The 15945-nt window shown below is 72.1% G+C and carries 17 protein-coding genes; 13 read left to right on the top strand and 4 right to left on the bottom strand.

Going from position 1 to position 15945, the window contains the following annotated elements:
• The first annotated feature begins 204 nt into the window (after positions 1-204).
• The 3 genes from rplM (at position 205) to glmM (ending at position 2641) form a co-directional block, all read left to right on the top strand.
• A complete protein-coding gene (rplM, locus tag I4J89_RS17840; protein WP_122976267.1) occupies positions 205-648 on the top strand; it encodes a 50S ribosomal protein L13 in 444 nt (147 codons plus the stop codon).
• A 20-nt stretch (positions 649-668) separates the two neighbouring features.
• Positions 669-1175, top strand: coding sequence for a 30S ribosomal protein S9 (gene rpsI / locus I4J89_RS17835; RefSeq protein WP_196415102.1), 507 nt, complete (start codon positions 669-671; stop codon positions 1173-1175).
• A 113-nt stretch (positions 1176-1288) separates the two neighbouring features.
• Positions 1289-2641 (top strand): phosphoglucosamine mutase, encoded by a 1353-nt coding sequence (gene glmM / locus I4J89_RS17830; protein WP_196415101.1) that lies wholly within the window; start codon positions 1289-1291, stop codon positions 2639-2641.
• On the opposite strand, the gene I4J89_RS17825 is transcribed toward glmM, so the two are convergent.
• Both I4J89_RS17825 and I4J89_RS17820 read right to left on the bottom strand, forming a co-directional pair.
• Positions 2642-3814 carry a pyridoxal phosphate-dependent aminotransferase gene (locus tag I4J89_RS17825; RefSeq protein WP_196415100.1) on the bottom strand — a complete coding sequence of 391 codons (1173 nt, stop codon included), beginning with the start codon at positions 3812-3814 and terminating at the stop codon, positions 2642-2644.
• Positions 3815-3824: 10 nt separating this feature from the next.
• Positions 3825-4586, bottom strand: a complete 762-nt coding sequence (locus I4J89_RS17820; protein WP_196415099.1) for an MmpS family transport accessory protein — start codon at positions 4584-4586, stop codon at positions 3825-3827.
• A gap of 210 nt (positions 4587-4796) precedes the next feature.
• On the opposite strand from I4J89_RS17820, the gene glmS reads away from it, so the two are divergent.
• Positions 4797-6641 carry a glutamine--fructose-6-phosphate transaminase (isomerizing) gene (glmS, locus tag I4J89_RS17815; protein ID WP_230859066.1) on the top strand — a complete coding sequence of 615 codons (1845 nt, stop codon included), beginning with the start codon at positions 4797-4799 and terminating at the stop codon, positions 6639-6641.
• On the opposite strand, the gene I4J89_RS17810 is transcribed toward glmS, so the two are convergent.
• Entirely contained in the window at positions 6628-8067 is a 1440-nt protein-coding gene (locus I4J89_RS17810) for an alpha/beta hydrolase (protein WP_196415097.1), read from the bottom strand. The genes glmS and I4J89_RS17810 overlap by 14 nt on opposite strands.
• On the bottom strand, positions 8064-8351 hold the full coding sequence (locus tag I4J89_RS17805; protein WP_196415096.1) for a type VII secretion target: 288 nt from the start codon (positions 8349-8351) through the stop codon (positions 8064-8066). Before I4J89_RS17805 ends, I4J89_RS17810 begins: the two co-directional genes overlap by 4 nt.
• A gap of 191 nt (positions 8352-8542) precedes the next feature.
• On the opposite strand from I4J89_RS17805, the gene I4J89_RS17800 reads away from it, so the two are divergent.
• From I4J89_RS17800 to tsaD, 9 genes are read left to right on the top strand one after another with little or no spacing between them, the layout of a single operon-like run.
• Entirely contained in the window at positions 8543-8911 is a 369-nt protein-coding gene (locus tag I4J89_RS17800) for a holo-ACP synthase (RefSeq protein WP_196415095.1), read from the top strand.
• Between the two features lie 17 nt (positions 8912-8928).
• Positions 8929-10380 carry an NAD(P)H-hydrate dehydratase gene (locus I4J89_RS17795; RefSeq protein WP_196415094.1) on the top strand — a complete coding sequence of 484 codons (1452 nt, stop codon included), beginning with the start codon at positions 8929-8931 and terminating at the stop codon, positions 10378-10380.
• A 45-nt stretch (positions 10381-10425) separates the two neighbouring features.
• A complete protein-coding gene (alr, locus tag I4J89_RS17790; protein ID WP_196415093.1) occupies positions 10426-11544 on the top strand; it encodes an alanine racemase in 1119 nt (372 codons plus the stop codon).
• The gene (locus I4J89_RS17785; RefSeq protein WP_196415092.1) at positions 11541-12608 is read left to right on the top strand and encodes an alpha/beta fold hydrolase; all 1068 of its coding nucleotides are present in this window, start codon (positions 11541-11543) and stop codon (positions 12606-12608) included. Before alr ends, I4J89_RS17785 begins: the two co-directional genes overlap by 4 nt.
• Positions 12605-13054 carry a tRNA (adenosine(37)-N6)-threonylcarbamoyltransferase complex ATPase subunit type 1 TsaE gene (tsaE, locus tag I4J89_RS17780; RefSeq protein WP_196415091.1) on the top strand — a complete coding sequence of 150 codons (450 nt, stop codon included), beginning with the start codon at positions 12605-12607 and terminating at the stop codon, positions 13052-13054. The genes I4J89_RS17785 and tsaE overlap by 4 nt, the downstream gene beginning before the upstream one ends.
• Positions 13051-13734 (top strand): uracil-DNA glycosylase, encoded by a 684-nt coding sequence (gene ung / locus I4J89_RS17775; RefSeq protein WP_196415090.1) that lies wholly within the window; start codon positions 13051-13053, stop codon positions 13732-13734. The genes tsaE and ung overlap by 4 nt, the downstream gene beginning before the upstream one ends.
• Before the next feature lie 10 nt (positions 13735-13744).
• Positions 13745-14449, top strand: a complete 705-nt coding sequence (tsaB, locus tag I4J89_RS17770) for a tRNA (adenosine(37)-N6)-threonylcarbamoyltransferase complex dimerization subunit type 1 TsaB (RefSeq protein WP_196415089.1) — start codon at positions 13745-13747, stop codon at positions 14447-14449.
• Positions 14449-14892: a ribosomal protein S18-alanine N-acetyltransferase gene (gene rimI / locus I4J89_RS17765; protein WP_196415088.1), complete on the top strand. Its 444-nt coding sequence runs from the start codon at positions 14449-14451 to the stop codon at positions 14890-14892. The genes tsaB and rimI overlap by 1 nt, the downstream gene beginning before the upstream one ends.
• Complete coding sequence (gene tsaD / locus I4J89_RS17760) at positions 14885-15937, top strand: tRNA (adenosine(37)-N6)-threonylcarbamoyltransferase complex transferase subunit TsaD (RefSeq protein WP_196415087.1); 1053 nt, start codon at positions 14885-14887, stop codon at positions 15935-15937. Before rimI ends, tsaD begins: the two co-directional genes overlap by 8 nt.
• Positions 15938-15945: the final 8 nt, after the last annotated feature.

Here is a 15945-nt window from a genome sequence, read left to right as displayed (position 1 = left end):
TCCGACCCGCCTCGGGCGTGTCTCGAGCGCGGAGTATGCTGGCGGTGTTTGGGGTCCCGCCCTAGACCGAGCTGTTTTGACCACGCGCCGCGCGGCCGGGTATTGTTGCCTGCTGTTGTGCGACAGCTGCGAGCACTCCCCTCGGGGCGACGCTCGATGCGACCAGCGCGCGCCCCCAGACCGACGACGAGACAAGGTAATTCTGTGCGTACGTACAGCCCGAAGCCGGGTGAGATCGAGCGTCAGTGGCACATTATCGACGCTTCTGACGTCGTTCTGGGTCGGCTGGCCACCCACACCGCCACCCTTCTGCGTGGCAAGCACAAGCCGACGTTCGCCCCGCACGTCGACACCGGCGACTTCGTGGTGATCATCAACGCGGGCAAGGTCGCTCTGACCGGCAACAAGCGGCAGACCAAGGTCGCCTACCGCCACTCGGGCTACCCGGGCGGTCTCAAGCAGGTCGGCTACGAGGAGCTGCTGTCCAAGCGCCCCGAGAAGGCGATCGAGCTGGCCGTCAAGGGCATGCTCCCGCACAACAAGCTTGCGCGGCAGATCATCAAGAAGCTGAAGGTGTACCCGGGCGCCGAGCACCCGCACGCCGCTCAGCAGCCGCAGCCGTTCGAAATCAAGCAGATCGCGCAGTGAGCGCGGGAGAAGGCAGCAGCATGACCGACATCGTCGAGCCCGAGGTCGTCGAGACCGTCGAGACTGTCGAGGAGCCCGCTGAGACGGTTGTCGTCGTCGAGGCGCCCGCGCCGGCCCCGGTCCGCGCCCCGCGTCCCGGTGACCGTCCCGTTCAGACCGTCGGCCGCCGCAAGGAGGCCATCGTCCGGGTGCGCCTCATCCCCGGCACCGGCAAGATCACCTGCAACGGGCGCGACCTCGAGAACTACTTCCCGAGCAAGGTGCACCAGCAGCTCATCCGTGAGCCGCTCGTCACCGCCGAGCGCGCCGAGCAGTTCGACGTGGTCGCCAACCTGCGTGGCGGCGGCATCACCGGCCAGGCCGGTGCGCTGCGCCTCGGCATCGCCCGGGCGCTCATCTCGCACGAGCCGGACGACCGCCCCGCCCTGAAGAAGGCCGGCTTCCTGACCCGTGACGCCCGGGTCAAGGAGAGCAAGAAGTACGGTCTCAAGAAGGCCCGTAAGGCTCCGCAGTACTCGAAGCGCTGATTTTTGCGCCGCTTCTGACCGACGGTCGAGTGCACCTCCAAGTTCCGGGGGCGTGCTCGGCCGTCGCCGTTTTCCTCCCTCCCACCTAGCCGTTCCGGCGAAAGGAAGCCGCCATGGGGCGACTCTTCGGCACTGACGGCGTTCGCGGCCTCGCGAACGGCGAACTGCTCACTCCCGAACTGGCCCTGCAGGTCGCGGTCGCGGCCGCGCGGGTCCTGGTCGAGGCCGACAGCAGCCACCAGCCGCTCGCCATCGTGGGGCGTGACCCCCGGGCCAGCGGCGAGATGCTGGAGGCCGCGGTCGTCGCGGGGCTGACCAGTGCCGGGGCCAACGTCGTGCGGGTGGGTGTGCTGCCCACGCCGGCGGTCGCGTACCTCGTCGGGCAGACCAACGCCGACCTCGGCGTGATGCTCTCCGCCTCGCACAACCCCATGCCGGACAACGGCATCAAGCTCTTCGCCGCGGGTGGCACGAAGCTGCCCGACGAGCTGGAGGAGCGGATCGAGCGGGCCGTCGAGGACGGGCACGGGCTGATCGGCCGTCCGACCGGCGCCGGGATCGGCCGCGTGCACGACCTGCTGGACGGTGCGGAGCACTACATCAAGCATCTGGTCGACTCGATCCCGCACCGCCTGGAGGGGATCAAGGTCGTCGTGGACTGCGCGAACGGGGCGGCCAGCGAGGCCGGGCCGATCGCGTACCGGGAGGCCGGCGCCGAGGTCATCGCGATCCACGCCGAGCCGGACGGGCTCAACATCAATGAGGAGTGCGGCTCCACGCACCTCGACAAGGTGCGCGACGCCGTCCTGCGTGAGGGTGCCGACCTCGGTCTCGCTCACGACGGTGACGCCGACCGCTGCCTGGCGGTCACCGCCGCCGGCGAGGTCGTCGACGGCGACCAGATCATGGCGATCCTGGCACTGGCCATGCGCGACGCCGGCACGCTCACCGACGACACGCTTGTCGCCACGGTGATGAGCAACCTCGGGCTGCGGATCGCGATGAAGCAGGCCGGCGTCCGGCTGATCGAGACCAAGGTCGGCGACCGGTACGTGCTGGAGGAGCTGCAGAACGACGGGCTGGCCCTCGGCGGCGAGCAGAGCGGGCACATCGTGATGCCGGCCTTCGCCACCACCGGCGACGGCGTGCTGACCGGCCTGCACCTGATGGCGCAGGTGGCGGCGAGCGGCAAGTCGCTGGCCGACCTGGCCGCCGTGGTGCACAAGCTGCCGCAGGTCCTGATCAACGTGCGGGTCGGCGACCGGGACGCCGGTGCGGCCGCACCGACCGTGCAGGCCGCGGTCGCCCTGGCCGAGAACGAGCTGGGCGAGACCGGCCGGGTGCTGCTGCGCCCGTCGGGCACCGAGCCGCTGGTCCGCGTGATGGTCGAGGCCGCCACCGAGGAGCAGGCGCGCGGCGTGGCCGAGCGGATCGCCGCCGAGGTCCGGGCGGCGAGCCCGGCCTGATCAGTTCAGCGTCTTGAGTCGCCGCACTGCCTCGTCGATCACCTCGGCGCGCTTGCAGAAGGCGAATCGGATGAGGTGCCGGCCCGCGTCCTGATGGTCGTAGAAGACCTGGGTCGGCACCGCCACGACGCCGCAGCGCTCCGGTAGCCACCGGCAGAACTCGATGCCGTCCGTGCCGCCGAGCGGCCGGATGTCGACGGTCACGAAGTAGGTGCCCTCGGACGGCAGGACGGTCAGACCGGCGTCGGTCAGCCCGGACACGAGCCGGTCCCGGCGCTCCTGGAGACCGGCCGTGAAACCGGTGAAGTAGGAGTCCGGCAGGCCCAGTGCCACGGCCACCGCCGGCTGCAGCGGCGACGCGTTCACGAAGGTCAGGAACTGTTTGACCCGCAGCATCGCGGACACCAGGCGGGCCGGTCCGGTGGCCCAGCCGACCTTCCAGCCGGTGCAGGAGAAGGTCTTGCCCGCGGAGGAGATGCGCAGCGTGCGTTCCCGCATGCCGGGTAGGCCCGCCAGCGGGATGTGCGTTTCGGCGGCGTCGGAGAAGACCAGGTGCTCGTACACCTCGTCGGTGACGGCGTACGCGTCGTGCTGCTGGCAGAGCTCGGCGATCAGGGTCAACTCGGCGCGGGTGAACACCTTGCCGGTCGGGTTGTGCGGGGTGTTCAGAAGCACCAGCCGGGTACGCGGGCCGAACGCCGCCCGCAGTTCGCCCTCGTCGAACTCGTACCGCCCGGTGGGGCCGGGACGCAGCGTTACCGGGCGGCGGACCGCCCCGGCCAGCGTGATCGAGGCCGCATAGGAGTCGTAGTACGGCTCGAAGCAGACCACCTCGTCGCCGGCCTCACAGAGGGCCAGGATCGTGGCGGCGATCGCCTCGGTGGCGCCTGCGGTCACCGCAACCTCGGCGTCCGGATCCCGGCCCAGTCCCCAGAATCGCTGCTCGTGCGCCGCGATCGCGGTGCGCAGCGCGGGAATGCCGGCGAGCGGCGGGTACTGGTTGGCGCCGGACGCCAGCGCCTCGGCGGCTGCGGCGAGCATCTCGGCCGGGCCGTCCGTGTCCGGGAATCCCTGGCCGAGATTGACCGCCCCGGTACGCACGGCGAGCGCCGACATCTCGGTGAAGATCGTGGTGCCGAACGGTCGCATCCGCTCCACCAGAGGGTCGGTCACCGTGCTCCTCCTATTTGAAGACCAGCTTGTTGCAGGTGGTGGTGGCCCAGCCGCCCTCGGCTTTCTGGGTGGCCACCTCCTCCTTGTCGACCGTGGCGGTGCAGGAGATGGAGCCGGCGTCGCCGGTGGTACGCGACGCGGTGACCGAGACGAACGAGGCGCCCTTCATCTCGGTGGTGACCTTCCACGGAAGGTCGACGTTCTCGACCACCTTGGGTGTGGTTCCGAGCTGTTCGGTGTAGATGATGTTCGCCGGTCCGTCCCCGGTCACCTCGTACGTCACGGTGATTTCCGCGCCCTCCCCTAGACCGGGCACAGCGGGCAGGTCGGTCGGAAGAGTAGGAAAGTCCGTGGGCAGCGACGGGTTCAGGTAGGGGTCCACCGCGTCGCGCGCGTCGTCCGTGGCCTCCTGGACCTCCTGGGTGGCCCGTTGCACCAGCAGCACGCCGGACGTGATCACGCCGCCGCAGAGCAGCAGGGAGACGGCGACGATGACCGCGATCAGCGGCTTGTTGCTCTTCCGTGGAGGCGGCGGCGCGCTGGAGCCGGGGTGATCCGGGTAGGCCGGTGGCAGGTATCCGGTCGGCGGGTGCCCGCCGTAGCCGGGCGGCGGAGGCGGCTGACCGTAGTCCGGCGTGTAGCCCGGCGGGGCATAGTTGACCGGGGGAAACTGCGAGGTCGGCGGGTATTCGGGCACCGGCTCGTAGGGCGGCGGAGTGGCCTGCCCGGGTGTGAACTCCGGCGGCCGGGGTGGCTGGTGCGGCTCGCTCATCTTTCCTCCGGGGTGGGGCGCCGTAGCCGACGGTACGCCAGGACCGCACATCGACAGTCACCCACCCGTACGGGTCAAGCGGGCATGAGCTATCGTTCCGATCACATGCCATGCTTGAAAGAGCACTTCTCGAGCATGACGATTGAGCGAAAGTCAGCTACGCTGCCCGGCATGTGTGGGATCGTGGGTTACGTAGGCAATCGTCCGGCGTTGAGCATCGTTCTCGATGGGCTCCGGCGACTCGAGTACCGCGGGTATGACTCCGCGGGTGTCGCCATCCTCGACGGCGACGTCGTCCAGACCGAGAAGCGGGCCGGGAAGCTCGCCAACCTGGAGAAGGCGCTCGCCGAGCGCTCCGGCGACGGCATCGCGGCCGGTGTGGCCGGCATCGGGCACACCCGGTGGGCCACCCACGGCGGCCCGACCGACCGCAACGCCCACCCGCACCTCTCGGCCGACGGCCGGGTCGCGGTGATCCACAACGGCATCATCGAGAACTTCGCGAAGCTGCGTGCCGAGCTCGAGGCGTCCGGCATCGAGTTCCGCAGCGACACCGACACCGAGTGCGCGGCCCACCTGCTCGCCGCCGAGATGCGCTCGCTGCGCGAGTCCGGCGCCGAGAGCGGCCCGGCACTGCTCGCCGAGGGCATGCGCCGCACGGTCCGCCGGCTGGAGGGCGCTTTCACCCTGCTGGCGGTCGACGTCGAGGTGCCCGGCGCGGTGGTCGCCGCCCGGCGCAACTCGCCGCTGGTCGTGGGCCGCGGCGACGGGGAGAACTTCCTGGCAAGCGACGTCTCGGCGTTCATCGAGCACACCCGTGAGGCGATCGAGCTGGGCCAGGACCAGGTCGTGCTGATCACCCCGGCCGGCATCGAGATCACCGACTTCGACGGCGCTCCGGCCACCGGCACCGACTTCCACATCGACTGGGACGCCTCGGCCGCCGAGAAGGGTGGCTACGACTACTTCATGCTCAAGGAGATCGCCGAGCAGCCGCAGGCCATCGCGGACACGCTGCTCGGCCGGCTCTCCGAGCGTGGCGAGATCATCCTGGACGAGGTCCGCCTCACCGACCAGGACCTGCGCGACGTCGACAAGGTCTTCATCGTCGCCTGCGGCACCTCCTACAACGCCGCCATGGTCGCCAAGTACGCGATCGAGCACTGGGTGCGCATCCCGTGCGAGGTGGAGCTGGCCAGCGAGTTCCGTTACCGGGACCCGATCCTGGACCGGTCCACGCTGGTGATCGCGATCAGCCAGTCCGGCGAGACCATGGACACCCTGATGGCGCTGCGGCACGCCAAGGAGCAGAAGGCCCGGGTGCTGGCGATCTGCAACACCAACGGCTCGACCATCCCGCGTGAGTCGGACGCCGTCCTCTACACCCACGGCGGCCCGGAGATCGCGGTCGCCTCCACCAAGGCGTTCCTCACCCAGCTCGTCGCCTGTTACCTGATCGGCCTGCACCTGGCCCAGATCCGCGGCGTCATGTACGCCGACGAGGTCGCCGCCGTGGTGTCGCGCCTGCGCCGGACCCCGGACAACCTGCGTGAGCTGCTCAACGGCATGGAGGACGTCCGGGCGCTGGCCCGGGACCTGAAGACCGCGTCGACGGTCCTGTTCATCGGCCGGCACGTCGGCTTCCCGGTGGCCCTGGAAGGCGCGCTGAAGCTCAAGGAGCTGGCGTACATGCACGCCGAGGGCTTCGCCGCCGGTGAGCTCAAGCACGGCCCGATCGCGCTGATCGACGAGGGCACCCCGGTGGTCTGCGTGGTGCCGTCGCCGGCCGGTCGCGGTGTCATCCGGGACAAGGTGGTCTCCAACATCCAGGAGGTGCGTGCCCGTGGCGCCCGCACCATCGTGATCGCGGAGGAGGGTGACGAGGACGTTCGCGCGTACGCCGACCACCTGATCTCGGTGCCGCACACGCCCACCCTGCTCGCCCCGCTGATGACCACGGTCCCGCTGCAGATCCTGGCGTGCGAGATCGCGGCGGCCCGCGGGCACGACGTGGACCAGCCGCGGAACCTGGCCAAGTCGGTCACCGTCGAGTAACCGGCTCTTCGCCGAGGGTGAGGGCGGCCAGCGCGTCGAGCGCCGGCCGCCCTTCGTCCCAGTAGCCGAGGTGCCCGGCGTCCGCCTGGCTCCGGAAGACCCGGGCGCCGAAGCCGGGCTCACTCGGGTTCTCCCCGAACCACAGCTCGCCCGCCCAGGGCCGGACCGCCAGGTACTGGATCGGGTCGGTGAGCGAGGTCGACGACCACACCCGGTCGGCCGGCACGGTCAGCTCGGCGGCCGAGTCGGCGCCGACGCCGGGCGACCCGACGAAGACGACCCGGTCCGCGTCGAGGGGACCGGCGGCCGCCTCGCCGACGACCAGCGAGCCGTAGCTGTGCCCGAGCACGGTCTGCTCCGATCGTGGACCGTCGTGGGTCGCCCGCAGCCCGTCCTGGAACCGGCGGAGCTCGGTGGCGCCGTCCCGGGCCTGGCGGTCCGAGAAGGCCTCGTGCAGGAAGTCCGGCGCGTCGTAGTCCAGCCACAGCACCGCGCTCGGCGACTCGGCCGGGTCCAGCTCGGCGGTGCGAACCGCGACTCGCTCGGCCCGGGTCAGCTCGCCGCCGAGCGAGGCCAGGTCGGAGGTCATGCCCGGCACGTGGGTGAGCACGTGGCCGGCTCGGTCCGGGTCGCCGAGTGCGACCACGGCCCGCCCGTCTGCCGCGGTGTCCAGTCCCAGCAGGTATGCCCGTGGCCCGGTGCCGTCGTCCAGCCGGGCGCTCAGCTCGGCCAGTTCGTGGCTCCGGTCCCGGTCCAGGTCGGCTCGGTGCTGCTCCAACAGCAACCGGTTGGCCAGGTCGCGGTCGGCAGCCGGGATCCCGTCGGTGGACGCCACCGATCCGGGCTCGGTGGCGAGCACCCAGTTTCGTTCCGCCGGGGTCAGTGCGGCCCACCAGCGCGTTATCTCGGCCGGGGTGGCGGTGCAGTCCGGGCGTACCGGATCGTCCGGTGGCGTGGCCTGGTCGCTGAGGCCGTGCAACCTGGCCGCGGCTGTTTCGTCGGCTTGCTCGGCGATCGCGATCGCGGCCGCGAGGTCGGCCGCGACCGCCCGTGCGTCAGCGGTGGAGCCGGCGGGGCGGTGCACCTCGCCCCGATCGTCGATGATCAGGCCGGCCTGGTCGGCCATGCTGCGGGCCTGGTCGAGCAAGGCCCGGGCCCGGCCGACCGCCGCGGCGAACTCGCTGAGCGCCTGGTCGGCCCGCCAGCAGAACAGCCGGAAGAGAGCCAGCCGCCGCCGGAACCCGTCGAGCCGGGTGACCGCGGCATCCGCGGCCCCACCGGACCAGATCTCGCGCAACCGTGCGACGGCCGGCCCGAACTCGGCGCGCAGCGCCCCGGCGAGGGCGGCCCACCGGCGCCAGGCCAGCGCGACGGCCCGCCAGCGGGCTGGATCGGTGACTCTGAGTCGTGCGTAGACGGCGCTCATCGGGTCGGCCGCAGCCGGGCGGCAGCGCGGGCGTCGGCCTCCTCGTAGGCCTCGGCGACCTCGCGAACCCCGCGGGCAGTCGCCTCGACGTCGCCGGCGAGCCGGTCCACCAGCTGCCGGGCGGCGGTCGTCGCGAGATCGGAGGCGCCGGTGGTAGCCCAGCGCGGAGTGGGGTCGGGAACGGGCGCGGCGCCGGCCGCACCGCGCACTCGATCCGCGGTGCTGTCCAGCGCCGCGGCGGCACGGCGCATGGCGTCGGTGTCGGCCTCGAAATCAGGGTTCATCGGCTGCCTCCAGGAGACGACGGGATGCGCCGAAGTTAGAGGGCCGGACGGGCGCCGTGGCGGGGCTGTGGACGGCCGGTCCCGGCTGCGGGCGGGAGGCGTCCACAGGCGTTGCGGGGGCCTCGGCCGAGCTGTTAGGGCCGGGGGTTGACCTTGGGAAAGTTGCCCGGGCCCCGGTTAGGGTGACCGGTGTGATCGTGTCTGTCGGCATTGATGTCGTCCTGGTGGAACGCTTCGCCCGGGCTCTGGACCGGACGCCGCTGCTCGGGGACCGTCTGTTCACCGAGGCCGAGCGGCTCACCGGCTCGGGGAACCCGCGCTCGGCGGAGTCGCTCGCCGGCCGGTTCGCGGCCAAGGAGGCCGTCGCCAAGGCACTCGGCGCCCCGGTCGGCCTGCGCTGGCACGACTGCGAGATCGTCACCGATCCGGACGGACGGCCGTGGTTGACCGTTTCCGGTACGGTCGCCGCGGCGGCGACCCAGCTGGGTATCAACCGATGGCACCTGTCGCTGTCACACGACGGCGGCATCGCCTCCGCGATGGTGGTCGCCGAGGCCTGAGCGAAACGGAGAGCAGCATGCGGCGGGCGTGGCGGGTCGCGGATGTACGGGCGGCCGAGAAGACGCTGATGTCCCAGCTCCCGGACGGGACGCTGATGCAGCGGGCCGCCGCGGGCCTGGCCCGGCGCTGCGCGCTGCTGCTGGACCAGAGCGGCGGGGTCTACGGCGCCCAGGTGCTGCTGCTGGTCGGCAGCGGCGACAACGGAGGCGACACGCTCTACGCCGGAGCCGCACTGGCCCGGCGCGGCGCCCAGGTGCGTGCGCTGCTGCTCACCCCGGAGCGGGTTCATCTGGCCGGCCTGGCCGCGCTGCGCGCGGCCGGCGGCTTCACCACACGCGACCTGCCGGTGCGATCCGACCTGGTACTGGACGGGATCGTCGGCATCGGGGCGAGCGGCGGCCTGCGAGCGCCGGCCGCGGCCATCGTGCGTGCCCTGCCGGAACTTCGCGGGCGTACGGGCGAACGCGCGCTCGTCGTCGCCGTCGACGTGCCGAGCGGGGTGGCGGTGGACACCGGAGACGTCCCCGGTGAGGCGGTGACCGCCGACGTCACGGTGACGTTCGGCTGCCTCAAGCCGGCGCACGTGGTGGGCCCGGCCGCGGTCCGCTGCGGTCTCGTCGATCTCGTCGACATCGGTCTCGAGCCGGTGCTGGTCACCGACCCCGCGGTACGCGTACCCGAGGCGGCGGACCTGGCCGCGTGGTGGCCCCGCCCCGGAGCGACCTCGGACAAGTACACCCGGGGCGTGGTCGGTCTGGCGACCGGCTCGGCCGGTTATCCCGGGGCCGCCCTGCTCTCCAGTTCCGGTGCGCTGGCCGGCCCGGCCGGGATGGTCCGCTACGCGGGGAGCGCCCACCGGGAGGTGGTCCGCGCGCACCCGTCCGTGGTGGTCGCCTCCCGGGTCGCCGAGGCGGGCCGGGTGCAGGCCTGGGTCTGCGGTTCCGGGCTGGGCACCGGCGACGACGCGCGTACCGAGTTGCGCAGTGTCCTCGCCACCTCGCTGCCGGTGCTGCTCGACGCGGACGCCATCACCCTGCTGGTCGGCGGCGAGCACGCCGAGGACCTGCGCCGGGACGCCCCGCTGGTGCTCACCCCGCACGACGGCGAGTTCAAGCGGCTCGCCGGCGAGGCGCCGGGCGCCGACCGGGCCGGTGCGGCGGCCCGGCTGGCCGCGTGGACCAATGCGGTGGTGCTGCTCAAGGGCGACCGGACGATCGTGGCCACTCCGGGCGGCGAGATCTGGGCGAACCCGACCGGGACCCCGGCGCTGGCCACCGCCGGCACCGGCGATGTGCTGGCCGGCCTGCTGGGATCGCTGCTCGCCGCCGGTCTGCCGCCCGTGCGTGCGGCCGTGATGGCGGCGTACGTGCACGGCCTGGCCGGGCGGCGGGCGGCCCTGGACGGGCCGGTGACCGCCCCGGACGTGGCGTCCGCGCTGCGGCCGGTGCTGGCCGATCTGCTGGGGTGACCGGGCCGGACCGGGATTGTCATACGCCTCAGTAGGGTGGAAGGCATGTGGCAGGCCGAAGTCCGCGTCGATCTGGACGCCATCCGGGACAACGTCGCCAACCTGCGTGCCCGCACCTCGGCCGAGGTGCTGGTGGCGGTCAAGGCGGACGGATATGGGCATGGCATGGTGCCGTCGGCCCGGGCGGCGCTCGCCGGTGGTGCCACCTGGCTCGGCGTGGCCACCCTCGACGAGGCGCTGACCCTGCGCCGGGCCGGCATCGACGCGCCGGTGCTGGCCTGGCTGCTCAGCCCGGGGCTGCCCCTGCACACCGCTGTCACCGCCGGTGTCGACCTGAGCGCGGCCACCCCGGCGCTGGTGGACGAGCTGGTCACCGCCGGGCGCCGGGCCGGGCGGCCGGCCCGGGTGCACCTCAAGCTCGACACCGGCCTGGCCCGTGGTGGCGCCGCCCGGGACGAGTGGCCGGCCTTGCTGGAGACCGCGGCCAAGGCGCAGGCCGGTGGGGACGTCGAGGTGGTCGGGGTGTGGAGCCACTTCGCCTGCGCCGATGAGCCGGGGCACGAGTCGGTGGACCGGCAGCTGGCCGCGTTCACCGAGGGCCTCGCGCTCGCCGAGCGATACGAGATCCGGCCGCGCTATCGGCACCTCGCCAACTCGGCCGCCACGCTGATCCGCCCCGACGCCCACTTCGACCTGGTCCGCGTCGGCATCGCGGCGTACGGGTTGTCGCCCGTCGCCGGGGAGACCTTCGGCCTGCGGCCGGCGATGACCGCCCGCGCACGGGTCATGCTCACCAAACGGGTCCCGGCCGGGCAGGGCGTCTCCTACGGGCTCACCTACGTCACCACCCGCGAGACCACGCTGGCCGTGATCCCGCTCGGCTACGGCGACGGGGTGCCCCGGCACGCGTCCAGCACGGGACCGGTGCGGATCGGCGGCACGGTGGCCCGCATCGCCGGCCGGGTCTGCATGGACCAGGTGGTGGTCGACGTCGGCGACGAGCCGGTGATGGCCGGCGATGTCGCCACCCTGTTCGGACCGGGCACCGACGGTGAGCCGACCGCCGACGACTGGGCCGCCGCCACCGGGACGATCAACTACGAGATCGTCACACGGTTCGGAAGCAGCCGGGTGCCCCGGCACTACGACGGGGAGCTCGCGTGAAACGATCGCGTGCCGCCAAACGGGCGGGCATCTTCGGGGCCGCGGTCGGTGTCGCCGCGGCCGGTCTGGCCACGGCGTTCGCTGTCGAGCGGGCGCTGGTGCGCAAGTCGGTCAAGGCACCCGGCGATCCCTATGTCGAGGAGCCGTTCGGCGACCAGCCCTTCGACCGGGAGCTGACGGTCACCGAGGCGGACGGCACCGACCTGCACGTCGAGATCGTCGAGCCGGCGGCACCGAGCGATCGGCCCACCATCGTCTTCGTGCACGGCTTCGCCCTGGACATGGGCACCTTCTACTTCCAGCGCAAAGCGCTCGCCGAGCGGGCCGAGCAGCGGCTGGTCTTCTACGACCAGCCGGGACACGGTCGCTCCGGCAAATTGCAGTCGGGCACCTACGACATCGCGGCACTGGGCCGGTCGCTCGCCGCGGTGCTGGAGGCGACCGTCCCTGACGGGCACATCATCCTGGTCGGCCACTCGATGGGCGGGATGACCATCATGGCCTTCGCCGAGCAGTACCCGGAGTGGTTCGGCAACCGGGTGACCGGCGTGGTGCTGATGTCCACCTCGGCCGGGCTCTTCGACAAGGCCCGGCTCGGCCTGACCACCGTGGTGGCCCGGGTCAGCGCGCCGTTCTTCCCGCTCTGGGACAAGGCGGCCCAGCTCGGCGGCGGCACCATCGACCGGGCCCGGGTGGCGTCGTCCGACCTGGCCTGGCTGCTCACCCGGAGGTACGGGTTCGGTGAGGCCAAGCCCAGTGCGTCGTTGGTCACCTTCGTGGAGAGCATGAACTCCCGGACGTCGGTGGAGACCCTCACGAAATACCTGCAGACCCTCTACACCCACAACCGCATCCCGGCGCTGTCGGCACTGCGCGGGGTGCCGGTGCTGGTCGTGGTGGGCGATCGCGACTACCTGACCCCGGTCACCCACTCCGAGGAGATCCTCAAGCACCTGCCCGAGGCCGAGCTGTTGAAGGTGGAGAACAGCGGTCACGTGGTGATGCTGGAGAAAGCCGAGCAGGTCAACGCCGCTCTGATCCCCTTCCTGGAGAAGATCTCGTGAAGCTGAGGACCGTCGACGACACCCGTGAGTTCGGCCGGCGGCTGGCCGGCGTGCTCCGGGCCGGCGATCTGGTGCTGCTCACCGGTCCGCTCGGCGCCGGCAAGACCGCCCTGGTGCAGGGCATCGGTGCCGGGCTGGGTGTGCAGGGGCCGATCACGTCGCCGACCTTCGTGATCGCCCGGGTGCACCGCGGTCCGGTGCCGCTGGTGCACGCGGACGCGTACCGGTTGGGGGAGCGCCCGGACCCGCGCGCCGAGATCGACGACTTGGACCTGGACGCCTCCGCCGAGGACGCGGTGACCGTCGTCGAGTGGGGCGCCGGTCTGGTGGAGCAGCTCAACGATGTGTACCTGCAGGTCCGCATGGACCGGCTGGACGACGACACCCGTGTGATCGACCTCGTGCCGCACGGCGGCGACTGGGCACACCGACTGGAGATGATGTGAACCTGACCGAGCTGCTGCCGGCCGAGTGGCGCGCCGAGCTGAGCACCCACCTCGACGAGAGCGCGACGGCCGCGCTCGGCGAGTTCGTCGCCGCGGAGTACGCGAGCCAGACGATCTATCCGCCGGTGGAGGACCTGTTCGCGGCGTACCGGTTGTGCCTTCCGGCGCAGACTCGGGTGCTGATCCTCGGCCAGGACCCGTACCACGGGCCGGGGCAGGCGCACGGGCTGAGCTTCAGCGTGCGTGACGGCGTCCGTAAGCCGCCGTCGCTGGGCAATGTGTTCAAGGAGCTCGCCGAGGACGTCAACATCGCCAAGCCGGTGAGCGGCGACCTGACCGGCTGGGCGCGGCAGGGCGTGCTGCTGCTCAACGCGGTGCTGACCGTGCGTGCGGGCAAGGCCGGCTCGCACGGTGGCAAGGGCTGGGAGGCGTTCACCGACGCCACCATCCGGGCGCTGAACGAGCGCGAGGAGCGGATCGTGTTCCTGCTGTGGGGCAGCTACGCGCGGAAGAAGGCGGCGCTGGTCACCAACCCGGCGCACGTCGTGCTGGAGGCGGGACACCCGAGCCCGCTGAACCGGGCCGGGTTCCTCGGGAGCCGGCCGTTCAGCGCGGCCAACAAGGCCCTGGCGGACGGTGGGCGGCCGGTCATCGACTGGGACCCGCGGGCCACGGTCTAGGGTCGGCGCTGTGCTGGTTCTCGCTTTGGACACCGCTACGCCCGCGTCGACGGCGGCGCTGGTCGAGGTGACCGCCGACGGGCTGTTCGGCGTCGCCGAGCGGCGTACCGTCGACCCGCGTGCGCACGGGGAGAAGCTCGCGCCGGAGATCGCGGCGGTCCTCGGCGACGCCGGGGCGCGCCCGCGTGATCTGGCCGCGATCGTGGCCGGGGTCGGCCCGGGGCCGTTCACCGGCCTCCGGGTCGGGCTGGCCACCGCGGCGAGCATGGGGCAGGCGCTGGGCATCCCGACCTACGGGGTGTGCTCGCTGGACGCGCTCGGCCGGGCGGCCGGACCGGGCCGGGTGCTGATCGCCACCGATGCGCGCCGGCGCGAGGTCTACTTCGCGACGTACACGGATGGCGAGCGCGTGTTCGGCCCGGAGGTGGCGCGGCCGGCCGACGTGGCGGCGCTGATCACGACCGCGGGCGGGCACGCTCCGTCCGCTGCGTTGACCGGGCTGGTGGAGAAGGCGGCCGGAGAGGGCGCCTTGAAGTACGGGGACGTGTTCGGCGTACCGGTGGAGGAACATCTGTTGCATCCGCCCGGCGCCGCCCTCGTCGCGATCGCGGCCGCGCGGATTCGCGAGGCCGCGCCGAGCGAGCCGCTCACGCCGCTCTACCTGCGCCGGCCGGACGCGGTCGAGCCGGCCGCGCGCAAGCCGGTGCTGACCTGATGCTTGTCGAACGCTTCCGCTGGTGGCACATCGAAGAGATCCTCCCGCTGGAGGAGGATCTCTTCGGGCCGGAGAAGTGGTCCGCCGCGATGTTCTGGAACGAGCTCGCGCAACGCCACTTCTATCGTGTCGCGGTGGACGAGCCGGGCGGGCCGGTGCTCGGGTACGCCGGTCTGTCGGTTGTGGACCGCCACGAGTCCTGGGTGCAGAACATCGCGGTCCGCCGGGACGCCCAGCGCCGGGGGATCGGGCGGCTCCTGCTCGACGACCTCCTCGCCGAGGCGGCGCGGCGCGGGGTGCGCAAGACGCTGCTCGAGGTGGCGGTGGACAACGCCCCGGCGCAGAAGCTCTACGCGAGCTACGACTTCGAGCCCGTCGGGATCCGGCGCGGCTATTACCAACCCAGTAACACCGATGCTCTGGTGATGATGCGCGATGCCTGACGAACCCCTGGTCCTCGGGATCGAGACCTCCTGCGACGAGACCGGTGTCGGCATCGTGCGCGGACACACCCTGCTCGCCGACGCACTGGCGTCCAGTGTGGACCAGCACGCCCGCTTCGGCGGGGTGGTGCCCGAGGTGGCCAGCCGGGCGCACCTGGAGGCGCTGGTCCCGACCATGCAGCGGGCGCTCGACGAGGCCGGGATCACCCTCGCCGACGTCGACGCGATCGCGGTCACCAGCGGGCCCGGCCTGGCGGGTGCGCTGCTGGTCGGGGTGGCGGCCGCCAAGGGGTACGCGCTCGCCGCCGAGAAACCGATCTACGGGGTCAACCACCTGGCGGCACACGTGGCGGTGGACACTTTGGAGCACGGTCCGCTGCCCGAGCCCGCGGTGGCGATGCTGGTCTCCGGCGGGCACTCCTCGCTGTTGCTCGTCGACGACCTGACCGCGGGCGTCACGCCGCTCGGCGCGACGATCGACGACGCGGCCGGCGAGGCGTTCGACAAGGTGGCCCGCCTCCTGGGGCTCGGCTTCCCGGGCGGACCGATCATCGACCGGTCGGCCCGCGACGGCGATCCGGCCTCGATCGCCTTCCCGCGTGGGCTCACCGCTGCGAAGGATCTCGCCGCGCACCGGTTCGACTTCTCGTTCTCCGGTCTGAAGACCGCAGTCGCCCGCTGGGTGGAGAGCCGGGAACGGGCCGGGGAGCCGGTTCCGGTGGCGGACGTGTCGGCGAGCTTTCAGGAGGCCGTCTGCGACGTGCTCACCGCGAAGGCGATCGACGCGTGCCGGACCAGTGGGGTGAAGACGCTGGTGATCGGTGGTGGGGTGGCGGCCAACTCGCGGCTGCGGGTGCTCGCCGAGGAGCGTGCGGCCAAACACGGGATCGCGGTGCGCGTACCCCGTCCGCAGCTCTGCACCGACAACGGCGCGATGGTCGCGGCACTCGGCTCGCATCTCGTCGCGGCCGGCGTCGCGCCGAGCCGCCTCGATCTGCCGGCGGACTCCGCGATGGGTTTGACCGCGGTCAGCGTGCCGGGGTAGGAAGCATC

Origin of the sequence: Actinoplanes aureus, from assembly GCF_015704865.1 — a bacterium.
In the GTDB taxonomy this organism is placed as follows: domain Bacteria; phylum Actinomycetota; class Actinomycetes; order Mycobacteriales; family Micromonosporaceae; genus Actinoplanes; species Actinoplanes aureus.
Note: the sequence above shows the minus strand (reverse complement) of the source record. Positions and strands in the feature narration are given on the sequence as shown.